The sequence below is a fragment of the Pseudomonas sp. S8 genome, assembly GCF_050473925.1.
GTDB lineage: Bacteria > Pseudomonadota > Gammaproteobacteria > Pseudomonadales > Pseudomonadaceae > Aquipseudomonas > Aquipseudomonas parakoreensis.
Genome location: NZ_JBFDVZ010000016.1, coordinates 4,060,964 through 4,079,150, shown reverse-complemented (window position 1 = coordinate 4,079,150; position 18,187 = coordinate 4,060,964). Strand labels below are relative to the sequence as shown.

Below are 18,187 nucleotides of genomic sequence, written 5' to 3'. Positions count from 1 at the left end.
TATCATGTTGCCAGGCAAAACCGCTTTAGCCCTGTTGTTATCCGGCGCAGTCTCAAGCACCGGGGTGTTCGCCGCCCCCAGCGTGTACCCGACCGGCGTCACCCGCTATGACCCGAACAAAGCGTTCAACCAGTACGTGATCTTCAGTGGCGCCGACAAGCAGACCCACTTGATCGACATGAACGGCAACGAGGTGAAAACCTGGCCACAGGCGGGTTTCCCGTCGGCGATCATCGACCCGCAACTGGTCGGCGGCGCGCGCGGGCATGTGCTGTTGCAACTGAGTGACAAGGATCCGGGCAAGCTCGGCTCCGCCGGTAACGGTCTGGGCAATCAGAGCGTCGGTGAACTGGACTGGAGCGGCAAAGTCGTTTGGCAGTGGGGCGACAAGGCCCCTGACGGCGCAGCACAGCAACACCACGATCAGCGCCGGTTGAGCAACGGCAACACGGTGGTGCTGGCGAACAAGGTGCATAAGGTCAAAGGCTTCAAAGTGCCTGAGGTGATCGACGATGTGATCTATGAAGTCAGTCCTGACGGTGCGGTGAAATGGCAGTGGCTGGCCTCGGAGCACCTGAACGAATTCGGCTTCACCCCGGAGCAATTGAAACTGGTGCGCGCCAGTGATAATCCGGATTACTTGCACGTCAACAACCTCAGCGTGGTCGGGCCGAACAAGTGGTTCGATGCCGGCGACAAACGCTTCAATCCGGACAACCTGTTGCTCGATTCGCGCAACGCCAACTTCATTGCGATCATCGATAAGCACAGCGGCAAAGTGGTGTGGCGTCTCGGCCCGAACCTGCCGCTGATCAGCCCGAAAACCGCGCAGAAATTACCGCGTCCGGTGGATCAGTTCGTCGGTCAGCACGACGCGCACATCATCCCCGCCGGGCTCCCCGGTGCGGGCAATCTGCTGGTGTTCGATAACCAGGGTTCGGCGGGCTATCCAAACGTCCCCCTCGGGCTGATTTCCGGTTCGCGGGTGCTGGAAATCGACCCGCAGAAAAATCAAATCGTCTGGCAATACAGCGCAGCGAATTCGAAGCAGCCGGGTTGGGCCTTCTACAGTTCATTCATCAGCAGCGCGCGACGCTTGCCCAACGGCAATACGCTGATCGACGAAGGCATGAACGGGCGGTTTTTCCAGATCACGGCCAGCGGTGAAAACGTCTGGGAATATGTCAGCCCGTATCTGGGCAAGGCGCCGGGCAGTGATGCAATCAGCAACTGGGTCTATCGTGCGCTGCCTGTGAGTTATGACTGGGTGCCGGCGGGAACGCCGCGTTCGGAGACGGCAGTCCTGATGCCGGCTGTCGGTGTGCAACAAACCCAAGTCAGCCGTTAGTTATTAAGGTTCTTCCGATTCGAAATAAGTTATGAACGACATGAATAGTGCCTATAGCAATATCGTTGACAAGTACCGTGGACAATAAGTCAATGGACAACCATCCTGTGTGTCGTGAGTTTCCAGGAGGAAACTTGCTCTCATCGGAAGACACTTATCCAACGATAAAGGAAATCACGTTATGTCGAGCATTAATGGCAATTATGTAAACGCTAACGCTGGCGCCAAACTGACGATCACCGATGGTAACGATTCCAACGGCACCTTCAGCGGCAAGTTCAGCCAGAACGGCGTGAACTACGACATCGCCTACGGGCATTACCATTTCCAGAACAGTACCGGGCAGCCGACGATCATCACGTTCGCGGCGCTGAATGATGGCACTGGCTATCAGTCCTGGACGCTGTTCTCGCCGGACCACAACTATTCGAAAGTTCGTGCGGTGGGTTCGCGTACTAACTTTGATGGTGATGTTGTGGGGCTGGCAGGAGAGTTCATCAAGCAATAATTGTTCGGTCAATTAAACAGGCCGGGGCACGAAAGTGCTCCGGCCTTTTTGTTGGCGGAGTTTTATTGGCAACTATCGATTTTGTATTAGTTGTCCCATGAAACCGGGTCAGGCGAATTTGATGCGTTGCATGAATACCTTCAATGCCTGAAAAGCATGCGTTTTGCAGCGTAACGCTGCAGCCCTTGTGGCGCGCGGCTTTGGCGGAATTGATCAACTCGTATATTCCATAAAGGCCTATGCATAACATTAAAGATTACTTTCAGAGATAAGCGACAAACCCAATGATTCACCCATCGACTCGCCGTGGGGGATTCAACAAACGGCGGATCGGCTGTTGTGTAGAAAACGCAAAAAAGACCGCAGGGAGTGAATCAATGGGCAATGTCCAGACCGCCGCCAGTGCACAAGAGGTGCTGTGGCGCCAGGCACCGAGTGGCGAATTGGTCGATCTCGGCCGGCCCCATCGTGTGCCGTTGGGGCAGTTGCGTTTGCAACGCGCGCCCAAGGGCATTCTGAGCCGTCGTGAAGCGATCCTGCTCGGCGTGCTGGCGCTGTTGGTGCATGGTGCGGTGATCTACTGGATCAATCAGCATCCGACACCGGCATTGCCGATCGTGCCGCCGGAAATTCCGCCGATGACCATCGAGTTTTCGCGGCCGGCACCACCCGCGCCGCCCGTGGTTGAACCGCCGCCGCCCGCGCCGGTGGTCGAACCTCCGCCACCGGTTGAAGACGAGTTGGCGGTGAAGCCGCCACCGCCTAAACCGATCCCCAAACCCAAGCCGAAACCGGTGGTTAAGCCGGTGCCGAAGCCAGCACCCAAAGCCGTGGAGCAACCACCGGCGCCGCCGCAACCGGCCGCCCCGGTCGCTGCGCCAGCGCCACCTGCACCCGCGGCTCCGGCTCCGGTAACGCCGGCCTCGGCCAACGCCGCGTATTTGAAGAACCCGGCGCCGGAGTATCCATCGCTGGCCCAGCGTCGCGGCTGGGAAGGCACGGTATTGCTACGGGTGCACGTGTTGGCCAACGGCAAACCGGGCGAGATCCAGATTCAGAAAAGCAGTGGCCGGCAGCAGCTCGACGACGCAGCGCTCAACGCCGTCAAACAGTGGAGCTTCGTGCCGGCCAAGCAGGGTGATGTCGCCCAGGACGGCTGGGTCAGCGTGCCCATCGATTTCAAGATTCATTAAACCGAAACCTATTCGCGCTAAATGTTTACACGAGGGAACACATCATGACGTTACTGGCCTCTCCACTGGAATCCATCGAAAGTGCGGTGATCTGGCTGCTGGTGGTTTTTTCCGTTGCCACCTGGGGACTGGCGCTGCTCAAGGCTGTGCAGTTCGGTCGTCTGAAGGCGCAGGATCGCAAGTTTCATAAACGCTTCTGGGCGGCGTCGAGTCTCGACTCCGCCGCTGAGTTGAGCGAAACCCAACCCGGCGCTGCGGCCCGGGTGGCACAGGCCGGTTACGCGGCGATTCAGGTGGGTGAGGCGCCGCAGGCCAATGACCTGAGCCAGGCGATCAACCATCAGGATCGTCTCGAACGTGCCTTGCGCCAGCAGATCGTGCGCGAACGGCGTTCGCTGGAAACCGGTCTGGCGGTGGTCGCGAGTATTGGTAGTACGTCGCCGTTCATTGGTCTGTTCGGCACGGTGTGGGGAATCATGGAGGCGCTCAAAGGCATCAGCGCGGCAGGCTCGGCGAGCCTGGAAACCGTCGCCGGTCCGATCGGCGCGGCACTGGTTGCCACCGGTGTGGGGATCGCGGTCGCGGTGCCGGCGGTGCTGGTTTACAACTACTTTTTGCGGCGTCTGAAACTGACGGCGGCGGATCTGGATGACTTCGCCCACGACTTCTACAGCCTGGCGCAGAAGAGTGCGTTCCGCGTGTTGATCCACCCGACTGCAAACAAGGTGTCGGCACCGGGCAACGCGACAAAAGTGAAGGAGGCGTCCTGATATGGCCTTCTCCACGCAAGACAGCGACGAGGTGCTGAGCGAGATCAACGTGACGCCGCTGGTTGATGTGATGCTGGTGCTGCTGGTGGTGTTTATCGTCACCGCACCGCTGCTGACCAATGCGATCCCGATCAATTTGCCGAAGACCGAAGCCGTGGCGCCGGTCGAGCAGAAAGACCCGCTGGTGGTGAGCATTGACGGTGCCGGCAAACTGTTTATCAACAAGGATGAAATCCAGCCGGACCTGCTGGAATTCAACCTCAAGTCGGCCAAGGCGAAAGACCCGGAAGTCCGCGTGCAACTGCAGGCCGACGACGGGGTGAACTACGGCGAAGTGGCGCGGGCCATGGCTTCGATCGAGCGAGCGGGGATTACCAAATTGTCGGTGATCACCGCGCGGTAACAGGATTTACGTTTTTCCGGGGCCGTCTCCTTGGCAGGGTGCGGCCCTTTTTTTATCTCGCAAAAACTACCCCTGTAGGAGCTGCCGAAGGCTGCGATCTTTTGATTTTGATTTTAAGAACAAGCGCAAAAGATCGCAGCCTTCGGCAGCTCCTGCACAAAACAATTGATATTTCTTTTGAGTCTTAATAAATAGCTTCTTATTCCTTAACGAATATAAATCCCGTCCCTATACTCGATCAGGAACAGACACGACGCAGGAGAGCTCCCCCATGCGCAACGAATCAATCCGTTACCTGATTGTGCCGGGCTGGCAAGGATCGCCAGAAGATCATTGGCAAACTCATTGGCAGAACAGCCTGCCCAACAGCGCCCGGGTGGAGCAGGCCGACTGGCTGACGCCGCGCCGTGAAGACTGGGTCGCGGCGCTGGCCGAAGCGATTGCCGCCGACAGCACGCCAGTGATCCTGATTGCTCACAGCCTGGGTTGCGTCACCGTTGCGCATTGGGCGGCTACCGCGCCCGTGCAATACCTGCGGCAGGTGCGCGGGGCGTTGCTGGTCGCACCGGCGGATGTCGAGCGCCCGACTTGCGCACCGGCGCTGCGTAACTTCGCACCGATCCCGACTGACCTGCTGCCGTTCCCCAGTCAGGTCGTGGCCTCCGACAACGACGCCGCGGTCAGCGCGCCACGTGCGCTGGAGCTGGCGCGCGATTGGGGCGCCGAGGCGGGGATTCTCGCCGGGGCCGGGCACATCAACGTCAAGTCCGGGCACCAGCGCTGGGAGCAGGGTTTCGCTTACCTCTATCGCCTGCAAAACCGCCTGGAACACCACGCGCGGCGTCGCGCTTGAGTGGTATTTTTTCTTTTTGATCGCCCCCGTCTCCCGGCGGTTGTGGGCGGGAGTCTGCCATGAGTTTTGAAGCGTTCGGTCAGCCGTTGCTGACCTTTCCCGATGCGGAAAAAAGCCCCCTGAGCATCCGCGCCAAGGCGCTGGTCTTCGTTGATCCACGTTCGCGGCAACTGCGTGAAGAGCTGGAGCACCTGGCACCGCGGACAATCTCGGTATTGATCCGTGGCGAGACCGGTACCGGTAAAGAGTTGCTCGCGCGCCACATCCACCGCGCCAGTGATCGCAGCGGTCTGTTCGTCTCGGTCAACTGCGGCGCGATCAGCCCGACCTATGCCGATGCCGAACTGTTCGGCTATGCCGCCGGCAGTTACACCGGTTCGGCCAGCAGTCGTGCCGGCTGGTTCGGTTCGGCCAACGGCGGCACGTTGTATCTGGACGAGATTGGCGACTTGCCGCTGCCGATTCAGATCAAACTGCTCGCCGCCCTGGAAAATCATGAAGTCACCCGCGTCGGCGCCCATCAGCCAAGTCCGTTAGATGTGCGGCTGGTGGCGGCAACCAGCATCGATCTGGCGCAAGCGGTGGACGCGGGGAAATTCCACGAACGGCTCTATCACTACCTCAGCGAAGGTCAGCTGGAATTGCCGGCCCTGCGCGAGCGGATCGGCGACATCCTGTCGTTGGCCGAATACTTTCTCGGCATCTACAGCCAACGCCTTGATCTGCCGGTGCCGTTGATCAGCGAAGCCGCGCAGCACCTGCTGGAACGCCACAGCTGGCCGGGCAACACCCGCGAGCTGGAAAATGTCATTCACTTCGCGCTGCTGGTCAGCACTGGCGAGGAAATCCTCCCGGAGCACCTGAACCTGCCACAGACGCTGGTGCAGATCGAAAGCCAGATCAAACAAATCCTGGAAAATGGCACCGCCGCCGATCAGCAGGCGCTAAAGCAGTTACTGAAAAGCGCAGGCCTCGTGTAGGAGCTGCTGCAGGCTGCGATCTTTTGATCTTGCTTTCAGCGCTTTTAAACCATTGAAAATCAAAAGATCGCAGCCTGCGGCAGCGCCTGCATGTCTATCTCGCGTGTATGAACAAAATGGAATATCAACGTGAATAAACGTTATTGTCCGGGAATAAAAAATCCCGGTATTGTCCGCTTCACGCCAGAGATAGCACTTCACTGGCACACGTATTAATAGCCGTCGCCATTCGCGACCGTGATTCTCGATAAGGACACTGCATGAAAAAGGTTCTGTTGTTTACCGCATTGGCGGCTGCTCTGACTGCTTCCCTGGCCCAGGCCGGCGAGAAACTGGTGGTGGCGGCGACTCCGGTGCCGCACGCGGAAATTCTCGAGCTGATCAAACCGACCCTGGCCAAAGAAGGCGTGGATCTGGAAATCAAGGTCTTCACCGACTACGTGCAGCCGAACGTGCAGGTTGGCGAGAAGCGTCTGGATGCCAACTACTTCCAGACCAAGCCCTACCTGGACAGCTTCAATGCCGGCAAATACAAGGACGACAAGGCCAAGTACCTGGTGACCGTGCAAGGCGTGCACGTTGAACCGTTCGGTGGCTACTCGAGCAAGTACAAGAAACTGGCTGATCTGCCTGACGGCGCGACCATCGCGATCCCGAACGAAGGCAGCAACAGCGGCCGTGCCCTGATCCTGCTGCAGAAGGCGGGCCTGATCGAACTGAAAGATCCGAAAAACGCCTTGGCGACCCCTAAGGACATCGCCAAGAACCCGCACAACTTCAAGTTCAAGGAACTGGAATCGGCGCTGCTGCCACGTGTGCTGAAGGAAGTTGATCTGGACATGATCAACACCAACTACGCGCTGGAAGCCAAGCTGAACCCGACCAAGGATGCGCTGGTGATCGAAGGCGCTGACTCGCCTTACGTGAACTTCCTGGTCGCCCGTGAGGACAATAAGAACAGCGATGCTATCAAGAAACTGGCCGCTGCCCTGACCAGCCCTGAAGTCAAAGCGTTCATCGAGAAGAAGTACAACGGCGCGGTGCTGCCGGCGTTCTGATCCGCCGCTTGAACCACCCCTTCAAGGTATGAAAACGCCGATGGCCAGTGAGGGTCATCGGCGTTTTTGTGTGTGCTCGATTTATGGGACCGCCACAGGATCTAAAGCCAGAATCAAAAGATCGCAGCCTGCGGCAGCTTCTACAGGGGAAAGCGATCTTTTGATCTTGATGTGTGGTAACTCAGGCCACCTGAGCCTTCAACGCCCGGCGCAACGCCACGAGCAATTTCACGATGTCCTGCGGGTCCAGTCGCTGCGGCACTTTTACGTCCATGTTGTCTTCCTTGTAATGGTTTGGCCGGGGGAGTCTGGCCAAAAGCTGTTCGTCCTTGGAGGGCTTTCACGCAAAAAAGATCCTTCCTACAGCGCAAGGGAAAATAGCCTTCTTATTCCTTCCCGGCAAACCCACAGGGTAGTTTTTTGGGTGATATCAATATGCTTTAACAGTATTTAAATTCTTGTTTTTATACCTATAAAGTCAGCACCTGCCGGACAGTTACCCGCTGTCCATGGACTGCATGACCGTCGCTTACCGAGCGACGTCCAGGATGCTTCATGACTTTCGATTACGCATTTATCCTCAGTACCCTGCCGGCCTTTCTCAAGGCTGTGGGCGTGACGCTGCAAGTCGGGTTCATCGCCATCGGCACGTCGCTGCTGGTGGCGCTGCTCAACGCGACGATCCTGGTGTTCCGTACGCCTTACCTGCAACGCGCCGTCGGCCTGTATGTGGAGCTGGCGCGCAACACGCCGCTGCTGATTCAACTGTTCTTCGTCTACTTCGCCTTGCCGGCGCTGGGAATCAAGGTTTCCGGATTCTCCGCGGCGATTATCACCATGACTTTTCTCGGCGGCGCCTACCTCACCGAAGTGCTGCGCGCCGGTGTCGATGCGGTGCCGCAGGCGCAACTGGAGTCGGGCCGCTCCATCGGTCTGTCCCACGGCCAGTTGCTGCGCTACGTGATCCTGCCGCAAGCGGGGATTCTCAGCTTGCCGTCGCTGTTCGCCAATTTCATTTTCCTGCTCAAGGAAACCACCGTGGTCTCGGCGGTGGCGGTGCCGGAAATCCTCTACACCACCAAAAGCTACATCGCGCTTTACTACAAAACCTACGAAATGCTCGCCGTGCTGACGCTGATCTGCGTGCTGTTGTTCTTGCCGCTGTCGCTGTTGCTCAGCCGTCTGGAAAGGAGGCTCCAGCATGGCCAGTTCGGGTCTTGAACTGCTCTGGGTGTCGTTGCCGCAATTGGCAAAAGGCGCCGGGCAAACCTTGTCGATTTCGTTCCTGAGCATCGCCATCAGCACCATTGGCGGGGTGCTCTACGGCGTATTGCGCACGCTCAACGTGACGTGGCTGAATGCGATCCTGCGGATCTATCTGGAACTGTTCCGGGCGATTCCGGTGCTGGTCTGGCTGTACCTGCTGTTTTTCGGCTTGCCGATTTTCTTCGGACTGAGCCTGCCGAGCTTCTGGTGCGCGGTGCTGGTGCTATCGCTGTGGGGCGCCAGCGAGGTTGGCGAAGTGGCGCGCGGTGCGTTGCATTCATTGCCGCGCGGGCAGCGTGAAGCGGGGCTGTCGATCGGCCTCAATGCGGCGCAACTGTACGGCTATGTGCTGCTGCCGCAGGCGCTGAAACGCATGACGCCACCGACCATCAACGTCTACACACGGATCATCAAGACCAGTTCGCTGGCGGTGCTGATTGGCGTGGTCGATGTGATCAAGGTCGGCCAGCAGATCATCGAGCGCACCTACGAATCGGTGCTGATCTACGGCGCGCTGTTTCTGTTTTTCTTTTTCATCTGCTACCCGCTGTCGGCCGCCTCGCGCGTGCTGGAGCGGCGCTGGACGCAAGCATGAGCGCATTGATCGAGTTTCAGGGTTTCAACAAATTCTATGGCGAGCAGCAGGTGCTCAAGGGCATCGACCTGCAAGTGCGCAGCGGCGAAGTGATCGTCATCCTCGGCCCCAGCGGTTGTGGCAAAAGCACGTTGCTGCGTTGCCTCAACGGCCTGGAAGAAGCGCACAACGGCAGCCTGAAATTTGTCGGTCGTGAACTGTTGGACAAAGCCACCGACTGGCGCGAAGTGCGCCAACAAATCGGCATGGTGTTCCAGAGTTATCACCTGTTTCCGCACATGAGCGTGCTCGACAATTTATTGCTTGGCCCGCTCAAGGTGCAAAAGCGCCAGCGCCGTGAAGCGCAGCAGCAAGCCGAAGCGCTGCTCGAACGCGTGGGCCTGGCGGATAAACGCGATGCCTTCCCGCGCCAGCTCTCCGGTGGCCAGCAGCAACGCATCGCCATCGTCCGCTCGTTGTGCATGACCCCACGGGTCATGCTGTTCGATGAAGTCACCGCGGCCCTCGACCCGGAAATGGTCAAGGAAGTGCTGCAAGTGATTCAGGGCCTGGCCCGCGAGGGCATGACCCTGCTGATCGTCACCCACGAAATGGCCTTCGCCCGCGCAGTGGCCGACCGTATTGTGTTCATGGATGCCGGGCGCATCCTTGAGCAGAACCCGCCCGAGATTTTCTTTACGAACCCGCAAACCGCACGCGCGCAGCAGTTCCTGGAGAAGTTCTCCTTCGTTGCAACACTGCCAAAAACGAATCCGACAAAGGAACTGGAACCGCTATGAAAACTGCCGCTTTTTTACTGCCTCTGCTCAGCCTTGCCTTGCTTGCCGGTTGCAGCAAAACCGAAGAACCGCCGAAGCCGAAAGTCGCCAGCGAAAGCGCCGCGCCAGCCGGCTATCTGGACAAGATCAAGGCCCGCGACAAACTGATCGTCGGCGTGTTCACCGACAAGCCACCGTTCGGTTTCGTCGATGAGGCCGGGCGCTACGTCGGTTTCGACACCGACATCGGCCGGCGTTTCGCCAAGGATCTGCTCGGTGACGAGAACAAAGTCGAGTTTGTTGCCGTGGAGCCGGCGAGCCGCATTCCGTTCCTGCAGAGCGACAAGGTCGACCTGATCCTCGCCAACATGACCGTGACCCCGGAGCGCAAGGAGGCGGTGGAATTCACCAACCCGAACCTCAAGGTTGCGGTGCAGGCATTGGTGCCGCAAAGCAGTGCGGTGAAAAAACTGGATGACCTGGCCACCCGCACCACCATCGTGACCACCGGGACTACCGCCGATATCTGGCTGACCAAGAACCATCCGGACTGGAAACTGCTGAAGTTCGAGAAAAACTCCGAGTCGTTGCAAGCCCTGGCCAATGGCCGTGGCGATGCCTACGCGCAGGACAATCTGGTGCTGTTCAGCTGGGCCAAACAGAACCCGGGCTACCGTGTGCTGGAGGAAAAACTCGGCGCCGAAGCACCGATTGCCCCGGCGGTGAAGAAGGGCAATGTCGAGCTGCGTGACTGGGTGAACAGCGAACTGGCGAAGCTGGGTGAAGAGAAGTACCTGCTCAAGCTGTACGACCAATACGTGCGCAAAGAGCTGAGCGATGACACCCGGCCTGAGAGTGTGATTGTCGAGGGTGGCAAGTGGCAGGGTTGATTAATTAAGGCGCAAAAGATCGCAGCCTGCGGCAGCTCCTACACGGACAGCGCCTGTCGCCCTATCACGGCGCGACGCGAAACCTGTAGGAGCTGCCGCAGGCTGCGATCTTTTCGCTTTCAATCCGGCCAGTTCCACGCCGGCTCATCCAGTACCCGCTGCCCGACAATTCCGGTCTGGCCGAAGGTTTTCTCCAGCACGATGCAGTTGCACTCCGGATCTTCCTGCAACGCTGAAATCAACCGTCGTGCATGGGACACCACCCACACCTGACACTGTTCCGAAGCGCGAATGATCAAGCGCGCCAGCGCCGGCAAAAGATCCGGGTGCAGGCTGGTTTCCGGTTCGTTGAGCACCATCAATGACGGTGGTCGTGGCGTCAGCAATGCGGCAATCAGCAACAGATAACGCAACGTCCCGTCCGACAGCTCCGCCGCCGACAAGGGTCGCAGCAACCCCTCCTGGAAAAACTCGATGGCAAAGCGTCCACCGGCCAGCGGTGCGATGTTCAGCCGTGCGCCGGGAAACGCGTCGCTGATCGCCGCCTGCAAGGCCTCGGGGTCGCCGATTTCATTGATGGTCTGCAACGCGGCGGCCAGATCGCGGCCGTCGTGGTGCAGCACCGGCGTGCGCGTGCCCAGTTGCGGCTGGCGCACCGGGGCGTCGGCGTCGCTGCGAAAGTGATCGTAGAAGCGCCAGCGGCGGATGAACTCGCGCATCTGGAACACCTCTGGCGAACTGCGCAGGCTGCCGATTTGATCGAACAGGCTGTCGAAATTCGGTGTGTGCTGCGCCAGCACGTCCCAGCTGCGGGCTTCGCGGGCGCGGATCATCGCACCGTTGCGATCCACCAGCAGGCTCGCCGGGCGATAGAGCGGGCCGGCCCAGATGCATTCGCGCTTGATCTGCGGATCGAGGCTGAAACGCGAGGGGCTGGGCTGAGTGTCTCCCGGCAATATGAAGTGGCCGTTGGAGTCGGGCAGGCCGAGGCTGATGGAGTAGCTGAAATCCTCCCCGGCAAACCCCAGGCGCAGCCGTTTGACGCCCTGACGCACGGTCGGCTCGACCGCCACTTCGCCGCTGCGCATGCGTCGGCTGATGGTTTCCGGCCCGGCCCAGAACGTCGAGTCCAGCCCGCCCTCGCGGGCCAGTGCATTGACCACGCCACCCTGAGCGGTCTCCGCCAGCAGGCGCAAGGCGCGGTAGAGATTGGACTTGCCGCTGCCGTTGGGGCCGGTGATCAGATTCAGCCGGCCCAGCGGAATCACCAGTTTGTTGATCGAGCGGTAATTGGCCACCGCGAGGGTCTTGAGCATGAAAATCCTTCTCTTGAGGCGACCATTGTAGGAGCTGCCGAAGGCTGCGATCTTTTGATCTTGCTTTTGTAAAGTCAAAAGATCGCAGCCTGCGGCAGCTCCTACAGGGGAAATAAAGAGATCACGCAGGCGAACGTTGAACCCTGTTCTAAGCTCACAGTCGTATCGTCACTTGCACGTTCGTACACAGGAAGGAGTCTGCATGGCGAGTCCCGGATTGAAAACAGTTGTCGTGCTGAGCCTGTTCACGTTGTTGACCGCTTGCGGCAAGAAAGAAGCCCCGGCGGAGTACCTGCCACGGGTCTTTGTGCAAGAGGTCAAACCCGCCGATTACGCGGCTGCCGTGACCCTGACCGGCGATGTGCAGGCCCGGGTGCAGACCGAACTGTCGTTCCGGGTCGGTGGCAAGATCATCCAGCGCATGGTGGATGTCGGCGACCGGGTCAGCGCCAGGCAAGTGCTGGCCAAACTCGATCCCAAGGATTTGCAGACCAACGTCGATTCCGCTCAGGCCCAGGTCATCGCCGAGCAGGCACGGGTCAAACAGAGCGCGGCGGCGTTCGTGCGTCAGCAGAAACTGTTGCCCAAGGGTTACACCAGCCAGAGCGAATTCGACTCCGCCCAAGCCGCTTTGCGCAGCAGCCAGAGCGCCCTGAGCGCGGCGCAGGCGCAACTGGCCAATGCCAAGGATCAACTCAGTTACACCTCGCTGATCGCTGACGCCCCCGGCATTATTACCGAGCGCCAGGCTGAAGTCGGCCAGGTGGTCCAGGCGACCGCGCCGATTTTCAAACTGGCCCGCGATGGCGATCGCGACGCGGTGTTCAACGTCTACGAATCGCTGCTGGCCGAACGTCCTGCCGATCGCTCGATTGTCGTCAGCCTGCTCGATAATCCCGCGATCAAGACCACCGGCACGGTGCGCGAAATCACTCCGGCAGTGTCGGCGCAGTCTGGCACGGTACAAGTCAAAGTCACCCTCGACAGCCTGCCGCAGGGCATGCAGCTCGGCTCGGTGGTCAGCGCCACGGCCAAGGGCAGCGGCAAGTCGGCGGTGGAATTGCCATGGTCGGCGCTGACCAAAAACATCAGCGATCCGGCCGTGTGGATGGTTGACGACAAGGGCGAGGCGCAGTTGCACAACGTCACTGTCAGCCGCTACCTGATCGGCAAGGTGATCATCAGCGACGGTCTCAAAGGCGGGGAAAAAGTCATTGTCGCGGGTGGGCAGTTGTTGCATCCCGGAATGAAAGTCGAGATCGCCGAAAACACCTACAAGGATCTGCAACCGGGAGCACAGCCATGAAGCGTCTCGGGTTGTTATCCATCAGTGTGTTGCTGGCCGCCTGCTCGAAAAGCGAGCCGCCTTCGGAGCCGGTACGGCCTGTGCTGTCGATCAAGGTACAGGCGCTGAACGAGGAAACCCTCGGGCGTTTCGCCGGCAGCATTCAGGCGCGTTACGAGAGCAACACCGGTTTCCGCGTCGGTGGACGTATTGCCAGCCGTAACGTCGATGTCGGCACCGAGGTGCAAAAGGGTACGTTGCTCGCCACGCTCGACCCCTCCGATCAACAGAACCAGTTGCGTTCGGCCCAGGGTGATCTGGCCAAGGTGCAGGCGCAACTGATCAACGCCCAGGCCAATGCCCGGCGTCAGCAGGCGCTGTTTGATCGTGGGGTGGGCGCGCAGGCACAACTGGACATCGCCATCACCGATCTGAAAACCACCCAGGCCTCGCTCGATCAGGCCCGGGCGGCGGTCGATCAGAGCAAGGATCAGCTCGGCTACACCGAGCTGCGCGCCGACCACAAAGCCGTGGTCACCGCATGGAATGCCGAAGCCGGCCAAGTGGTGACCGCCGGCCAGCAAGTGGTGACTCTGGCGCAACCGGACATCAAGGAAGCGGTGATCGACCTGCCGGACACACTGGTTGATCAGATCCCCGCCGACGTGGTGTTTCTGGTGGCCGGGCAACTCGACCCGAGCATCAATACCACCGCGACCATTCGCGAGATCGAACCGCAGGCTCAAAGCGCCACGCGCACCCGCCGCGCGCGGCTGACCCTGGCCAGCACCCCGGAGGGGTTTCGCCTCGGTACGGCGATCAGCGTGACCCTCAGTTCGGCGATCAAGCCGCGTATCGAGTTGCCTGCCACTGCCCTGCAGGAAGCCGATGGCAAGACCCGCATCTGGGTGGTCGACACCTCCAGCAAAACCGTCGCGCCCCGTGACGTCAGCGTGATCAGCCGTACCGACGGCACCGTGGTGCTGGCCGACGGCGTCAAATCTGGCGAGCGCGTGGTCAGCGCAGGCGTCAACAGTCTTAAACCCGGACAAGCCGTGAAACTCGACGAGGACAGTCAATGAAAGGCTCTTTCAATCTCTCCGAATGGGCCCTCAAGCATCAGTCGTTCGTCTGGTACCTGATGTTCGTCGCGTTGCTGATGGGGGTGTTCTCTTACTTCAATCTGGGGCGTGAAGAAGACCCTTCGTTCACCATCAAGACCATGGTCATCCAGACCAAATGGCCGGGCGCGACCCAAGAGGAAACCCTCAAGCAGGTCACCGACCGCATCGAGAAAAAACTCGAGGAGCTCGATTCACTCGACTACGTGAAAAGTTACACGCGCCCCGGTGAATCGACGGTCTACGTGTACCTGCGCGACACCACCAGCGCCAAGGACATTCCGGAAATCTGGTACCAGGTGCGCAAGAAGATCGATGACATTCGCGGACAGTTTCCCCAAGGGATTCAGGGGCCCGGATTCAACGATGAGTTCGGTGACGTCTACGGCTCGGTCTACGCGTTTACCGCCGACGGCCTGACCATGCGCCAGTTGCGCGACTACGTGGAACAGGCCCGCGCCGAGATCCGCAACGTGCCGGGTCTGGGCAAGATCGAGATGATCGGCCAGCAGGACGAAGTGATTTACCTGAACTTCTCCACCCGCAAGCTCGCGGCATTGGGCATCGATCAGCGTCAGGTGGTGCAGAGCCTGCAATCGCAGAACGCCGTGACTCCGGCGGGTGTGATCGAGGCCGGGCCCGAGCGTATCTCGGTGCGTACTTCAGGGCAGTTCGCCTCGGAGAAGGATCTGGCCGAGGTCAATCTCAAACTCAATGAGCGCTTCTATCGTCTGGCCGATATCGCCGACATCAGTCGCGGTTATGTTGACCCGGCCACGCCGGAATTCCGTTTCGACGGCAAGCCGGCAATCGGTCTGGCGATTGCCATGCAGAAGGGCGGCAACGTTCAGGAATTCGGCAAGGCGTTGCACCAGCGGATCGACCAGATCACCGCTGATCTGCCGGTTGGCGTCGGCGTCCATACGGTGTCCGATCAGGCCGTGGTGGTGGAAGAGGCGGTTGGTGGCTTCACCAGCGCGCTGTTCGAAGCGGTGATCATCGTGCTGGTGGTCAGCTTCATCAGTCTTGGTGTGCGCGCCGGGCTGGTGGTGGCGTGCTCGATTCCGCTGGTGCTGGCGATGGTGTTTGTGTTCATGGAATACAGCGGTATCACCATGCAGCGGATTTCCCTCGGCGCGCTGATCATCGCCCTCGGGCTGCTGGTGGACGACGCGATGATCACCGTGGAGATGATGGTCACGCGTCTGGAAATGGGCGAGACCAAAGAGCAGGCGGCTACGTTTGCCTACACCTCGACGGCGTTCCCGATGCTCACCGGTACGCTGGTGACCGTTGCCGGCTTCGTGCCGATCGGCCTCAACGCCAGCTCCGCCGGTGAGTACACCTTCACCCTGTTTGCGGTGATCGCGGTGGCAATGCTGGTGTCGTGGATCGTCGCGGTGCTGTTCGCACCGGTAATCGGCGTGCACATCCTCAGCACCAATGTGAAACCTCACGAGGGCGAGCCGGGACGCATTGGTCGGGCATTCAACCACGGTTTGCTGTGGTCGATGCGCAACCGCTGGTGGGCGATCGGCATCACCGTGTTGTGCTTCGTGCTGGCGGTGTTCTGCATGCGCTTTGTGCAAAATCAGTTCTTCCCGTCCTCCGATCGCCCGGAAATCCTCGTCGATCTGAACCTGCCGCAAAACGCCTCGATCGACGAAACCCGCAAGGCCGTGGACAAGCTCGAAGCCACGCTCAAGGGCGACCCGGACATCGTGCGCTGGAGCACTTACATCGGTCAGGGCGCGATCCGTTTCTACTTGCCGCTCGACCAGCAATTGCAGAACCCGTACTACGCGCAACTGGTGATCGTCAGCAAAGACTTCGAGGCCCGCGAAGCCCTCAGCCAACGCTTGCGTGAACGCTTGCACAAGGATTTCGTCGGCATCGGCAGTTACGTGCAGGCGCTGGAAATGGGCCCGCCGGTGGGGCGCCCGATCCAGTATCGGGTCAGCGGCAAGGACATCGATCAGGTGCGCAAGCACGCCATTGATCTGGCGACCGAGCTGGACAAGAACGAACACATCGGCGAGATCATTTACGACTGGAACGAGCCGGGCAAAGTGCTGCGCATCGACATTGCCCAGGACAAGGCGCGTCAGCTCGGGCTGTCCTCGGAAGACGTGGCGAAGCTGATGAATAGCATCGTCAGCGGCTCGCCACTGACCCAGGTCGATGACGATATCTACCTGATCAACGTCGTCGGCCGCGCGGTGGATTCCGAACGCGGCACCCCGGAAACCCTGCAGAACCTGCAGATCGTCACACCCAACGGCACGTCGATTCCGCTATTGGCCTTTGCCACCGTGCGGTATGAGCTGGAGCAACCGCTGGTGTGGCGTCGTGACCGTCTGCCGACCATCACCATCAAGGCCTCGGTGCGCGACGAGATCCAGCCGACCGACCTGGTGAAACTGCTCAAGCCGTCGATTGATGCTTTCGCTGAAAAACTCCCGGTCGGCTACAAAGTCGCCACGGGCGGTACGGTCGAGGAAAGCGGCAAGGCCCAGGGACCGATCGCCAAGGTGCTGCCGTTGATGCTGTTTTTGATGGCGACCTTCCTGATGATCCAGTTGCACAGCGTGCAGAAGATGTTCCTGGTGGCAAGTGTCGCGCCGCTGGGTCTGATCGGTGTGGTGCTGGCGCTGGTGCCGACCGGTACGCCGATGGGCTTCGTGGCGATCCTGGGGATCCTTGCACTGATCGGTATCATCATCCGCAACTCGGTGATTCTGGTGACGCAGATCGATGAGTTCGAGCAGAAGGGCTATACGCCGTGGGATGCGGTAGTGGAAGCGACCGAGCACCGGCGTCGGCCGATCCTGCTGACGGCTGCGGCGGCGAGCATGGGCATGATTCCGATTGCCCGGGAAGTGTTCTGGGGGCCGATGGCCTACGCGATGATTGGCGGGATCGTGGTTGCGACGTTGCTGACCCTGCTGTTTCTGCCGGCGTTGTATGTGGCCTGGTACAAGATTCGCGAGCCGAAGAAAGAGACCGCATAAGGCAAAAGCAAAAGATCGCAGCCTGCGGCAGCGCCTACAGGAAATCCCATGCAGGCGCTGCTGCAGGTTGCGATCTTTTGATCTTCAGCCAACCCTCCGCCAGACACTCGCCAGCCAAGGCTGCTGCTCGCGCGGCAATCCCGCCGGCCGGTAGTAATGCTCAAGCTCGACAAACCCCGCCGCCGTCAGCAACCCGCGCCACGCGTCCAAGTCGTGATATGAGCCGTAGCGTGGCCCATTCCAGCCCTCGCGGTTATCCCCGCGAGGATTGGAACTGAACAACACCCCGCCCGGTTTCAGCGTGCCATGCAGCTGCTTGAGTACTCGCGGCAACTCCTGCAACGGCACATGAAACAGCACCGCGTTGGCGAAGATGCCGTCGAAGTGCTCGGCCGGCAGATCGAGTTTCAGAAAGTCCTGCTGCCAGACCTCGCAATCGCTGTCTTCGCGGGCCATGCGCGCAAATTCCTCTGAGCCATCGAGACCGACCGCGACATGGCCCATGCGGGTGAACGTCTGCAAATCACGGCCGGGGCCGCAGCCGAAATCGAGCAGGGTGAACGGCGCAGTGCCGTGGATATGCCGTAGCAGCGCGTCGATGTTCTGGCTGACATCGTGATCGCGGGTGCCTTCGCGGAAGTCTTCGGCCACCGAGTTGTAGTGGCCGAGGGTGGTGGCGGTGATCTGTTCCAGATCGGTGGGAGTCTGTTTCATGGGGCGGACTGTTTGGGGGAATTGAGCAGACTATAAGCGCTTTCGCGCTTTAAAAGATCGCAGCCTTCGGCAGCTCCTACAGAAGATCGCATTCCCCTGTAGGAGCTGCCGAAGGCTG

At 59.9% G+C, this 18,187-nt stretch carries 18 protein-coding genes; 15 read left to right on the top strand and 3 right to left on the bottom strand.

The annotated features are described in order from the left end of the window. The first annotated feature begins 4 nt into the window (after positions 1-4). On the top strand, positions 5-1,348 hold the full coding sequence (locus AB1J88_RS19565; protein WP_430291766.1) for an aryl-sulfate sulfotransferase: 1,344 nt from the start codon (positions 5-7) through the stop codon (positions 1,346-1,348). A gap of 181 nt (positions 1,349-1,529) precedes the next feature. After that, positions 1,530-1,856, top strand: coding sequence for a hypothetical protein (locus AB1J88_RS19560; protein ID WP_003220553.1), 327 nt, complete (start codon positions 1,530-1,532; stop codon positions 1,854-1,856). On the opposite strand, the gene AB1J88_RS19555 is transcribed toward AB1J88_RS19560, so the two are convergent. Then, complete coding sequence (locus AB1J88_RS19555; RefSeq protein WP_430291765.1) at positions 1,846-2,073, bottom strand: hypothetical protein; 228 nt, start codon at positions 2,071-2,073, stop codon at positions 1,846-1,848. The genes AB1J88_RS19560 and AB1J88_RS19555 overlap by 11 nt on opposite strands. Before the next feature lie 160 nt (positions 2,074-2,233). Between AB1J88_RS19555 and AB1J88_RS19550 the strand changes: the two genes are divergently transcribed. The 10 genes from AB1J88_RS19550 to AB1J88_RS19505 all read left to right on the top strand — a co-directional run bounded on the left by AB1J88_RS19550 (position 2,234) and on the right by AB1J88_RS19505 (position 10,622). Then, a complete protein-coding gene (locus tag AB1J88_RS19550; protein ID WP_145595763.1) occupies positions 2,234-3,049 on the top strand; it encodes an energy transducer TonB in 816 nt (271 codons plus the stop codon). Between the two features lie 44 nt (positions 3,050-3,093). Continuing rightward, positions 3,094-3,819 (top strand): MotA/TolQ/ExbB proton channel family protein, encoded by a 726-nt coding sequence (locus AB1J88_RS19545; protein ID WP_041071117.1) that lies wholly within the window; start codon positions 3,094-3,096, stop codon positions 3,817-3,819. Between the two features lies 1 nt (position 3,820). Continuing rightward, positions 3,821-4,222, top strand: a complete 402-nt coding sequence (locus tag AB1J88_RS19540) for an ExbD/TolR family protein (protein ID WP_003220570.1) — start codon at positions 3,821-3,823, stop codon at positions 4,220-4,222. Positions 4,223-4,493: 271 nt separating this feature from the next. Then, a complete protein-coding gene (locus AB1J88_RS19535) occupies positions 4,494-5,075 on the top strand; it encodes an alpha/beta hydrolase (protein ID WP_041071127.1) in 582 nt (193 codons plus the stop codon). Between the two features lie 59 nt (positions 5,076-5,134). Next, positions 5,135-6,055 carry a sigma 54-interacting transcriptional regulator gene (locus AB1J88_RS19530; RefSeq protein ID WP_430291764.1) on the top strand — a complete coding sequence of 307 codons (921 nt, stop codon included), beginning with the start codon at positions 5,135-5,137 and terminating at the stop codon, positions 6,053-6,055. A 260-nt stretch (positions 6,056-6,315) separates the two neighbouring features. After that, the gene (locus AB1J88_RS19525; protein ID WP_041071133.1) at positions 6,316-7,113 is read left to right on the top strand and encodes a MetQ/NlpA family ABC transporter substrate-binding protein; all 798 of its coding nucleotides are present in this window, start codon (positions 6,316-6,318) and stop codon (positions 7,111-7,113) included. Positions 7,114-7,668: 555 nt separating this feature from the next. Continuing rightward, positions 7,669-8,334 carry an amino acid ABC transporter permease gene (locus tag AB1J88_RS19520; protein WP_430291763.1) on the top strand — a complete coding sequence of 222 codons (666 nt, stop codon included), beginning with the start codon at positions 7,669-7,671 and terminating at the stop codon, positions 8,332-8,334. Then, on the top strand, positions 8,315-8,974 hold the full coding sequence (locus AB1J88_RS19515) for an amino acid ABC transporter permease (RefSeq protein WP_024011159.1): 660 nt from the start codon (positions 8,315-8,317) through the stop codon (positions 8,972-8,974). The genes AB1J88_RS19520 and AB1J88_RS19515 overlap by 20 nt, the downstream gene beginning before the upstream one ends. Next, complete coding sequence (locus tag AB1J88_RS19510) at positions 8,971-9,753, top strand: amino acid ABC transporter ATP-binding protein (protein ID WP_430291762.1); 783 nt, start codon at positions 8,971-8,973, stop codon at positions 9,751-9,753. Before AB1J88_RS19515 ends, AB1J88_RS19510 begins: the two co-directional genes overlap by 4 nt. Next, a complete protein-coding gene (locus AB1J88_RS19505; protein WP_041071145.1) occupies positions 9,750-10,622 on the top strand; it encodes a transporter substrate-binding domain-containing protein in 873 nt (290 codons plus the stop codon). The genes AB1J88_RS19510 and AB1J88_RS19505 overlap by 4 nt, the downstream gene beginning before the upstream one ends. Positions 10,623-10,741: 119 nt before the next feature. On the opposite strand, the gene AB1J88_RS19500 is transcribed toward AB1J88_RS19505, so the two are convergent. Then, a complete protein-coding gene (locus AB1J88_RS19500) occupies positions 10,742-11,938 on the bottom strand; it encodes an AAA family ATPase (protein ID WP_430291761.1) in 1,197 nt (398 codons plus the stop codon). A gap of 202 nt (positions 11,939-12,140) precedes the next feature. On the opposite strand from AB1J88_RS19500, the gene AB1J88_RS19495 reads away from it, so the two are divergent. From AB1J88_RS19495 to AB1J88_RS19485, 3 genes are read left to right on the top strand one after another with little or no spacing between them, the layout of a single operon-like run. Next, on the top strand, positions 12,141-13,244 hold the full coding sequence (locus tag AB1J88_RS19495) for an efflux RND transporter periplasmic adaptor subunit (protein WP_430291760.1): 1,104 nt from the start codon (positions 12,141-12,143) through the stop codon (positions 13,242-13,244). Continuing rightward, on the top strand, positions 13,241-14,305 hold the full coding sequence (locus tag AB1J88_RS19490; RefSeq protein WP_430291759.1) for an efflux RND transporter periplasmic adaptor subunit: 1,065 nt from the start codon (positions 13,241-13,243) through the stop codon (positions 14,303-14,305). Before AB1J88_RS19495 ends, AB1J88_RS19490 begins: the two co-directional genes overlap by 4 nt. Further along, positions 14,302-17,355 (top strand): efflux RND transporter permease subunit, encoded by a 3,054-nt coding sequence (locus tag AB1J88_RS19485; RefSeq protein ID WP_041071156.1) that lies wholly within the window; start codon positions 14,302-14,304, stop codon positions 17,353-17,355. Before AB1J88_RS19490 ends, AB1J88_RS19485 begins: the two co-directional genes overlap by 4 nt. An 84-nt stretch (positions 17,356-17,439) precedes the next feature. Here the strand turns inward: AB1J88_RS19485 and AB1J88_RS19480 are convergent, their stop codons facing one another. Then, positions 17,440-18,069 carry a class I SAM-dependent methyltransferase gene (locus AB1J88_RS19480; protein WP_430291758.1) on the bottom strand — a complete coding sequence of 210 codons (630 nt, stop codon included), beginning with the start codon at positions 18,067-18,069 and terminating at the stop codon, positions 17,440-17,442. Positions 18,070-18,187 lie beyond the last annotated feature (118 nt).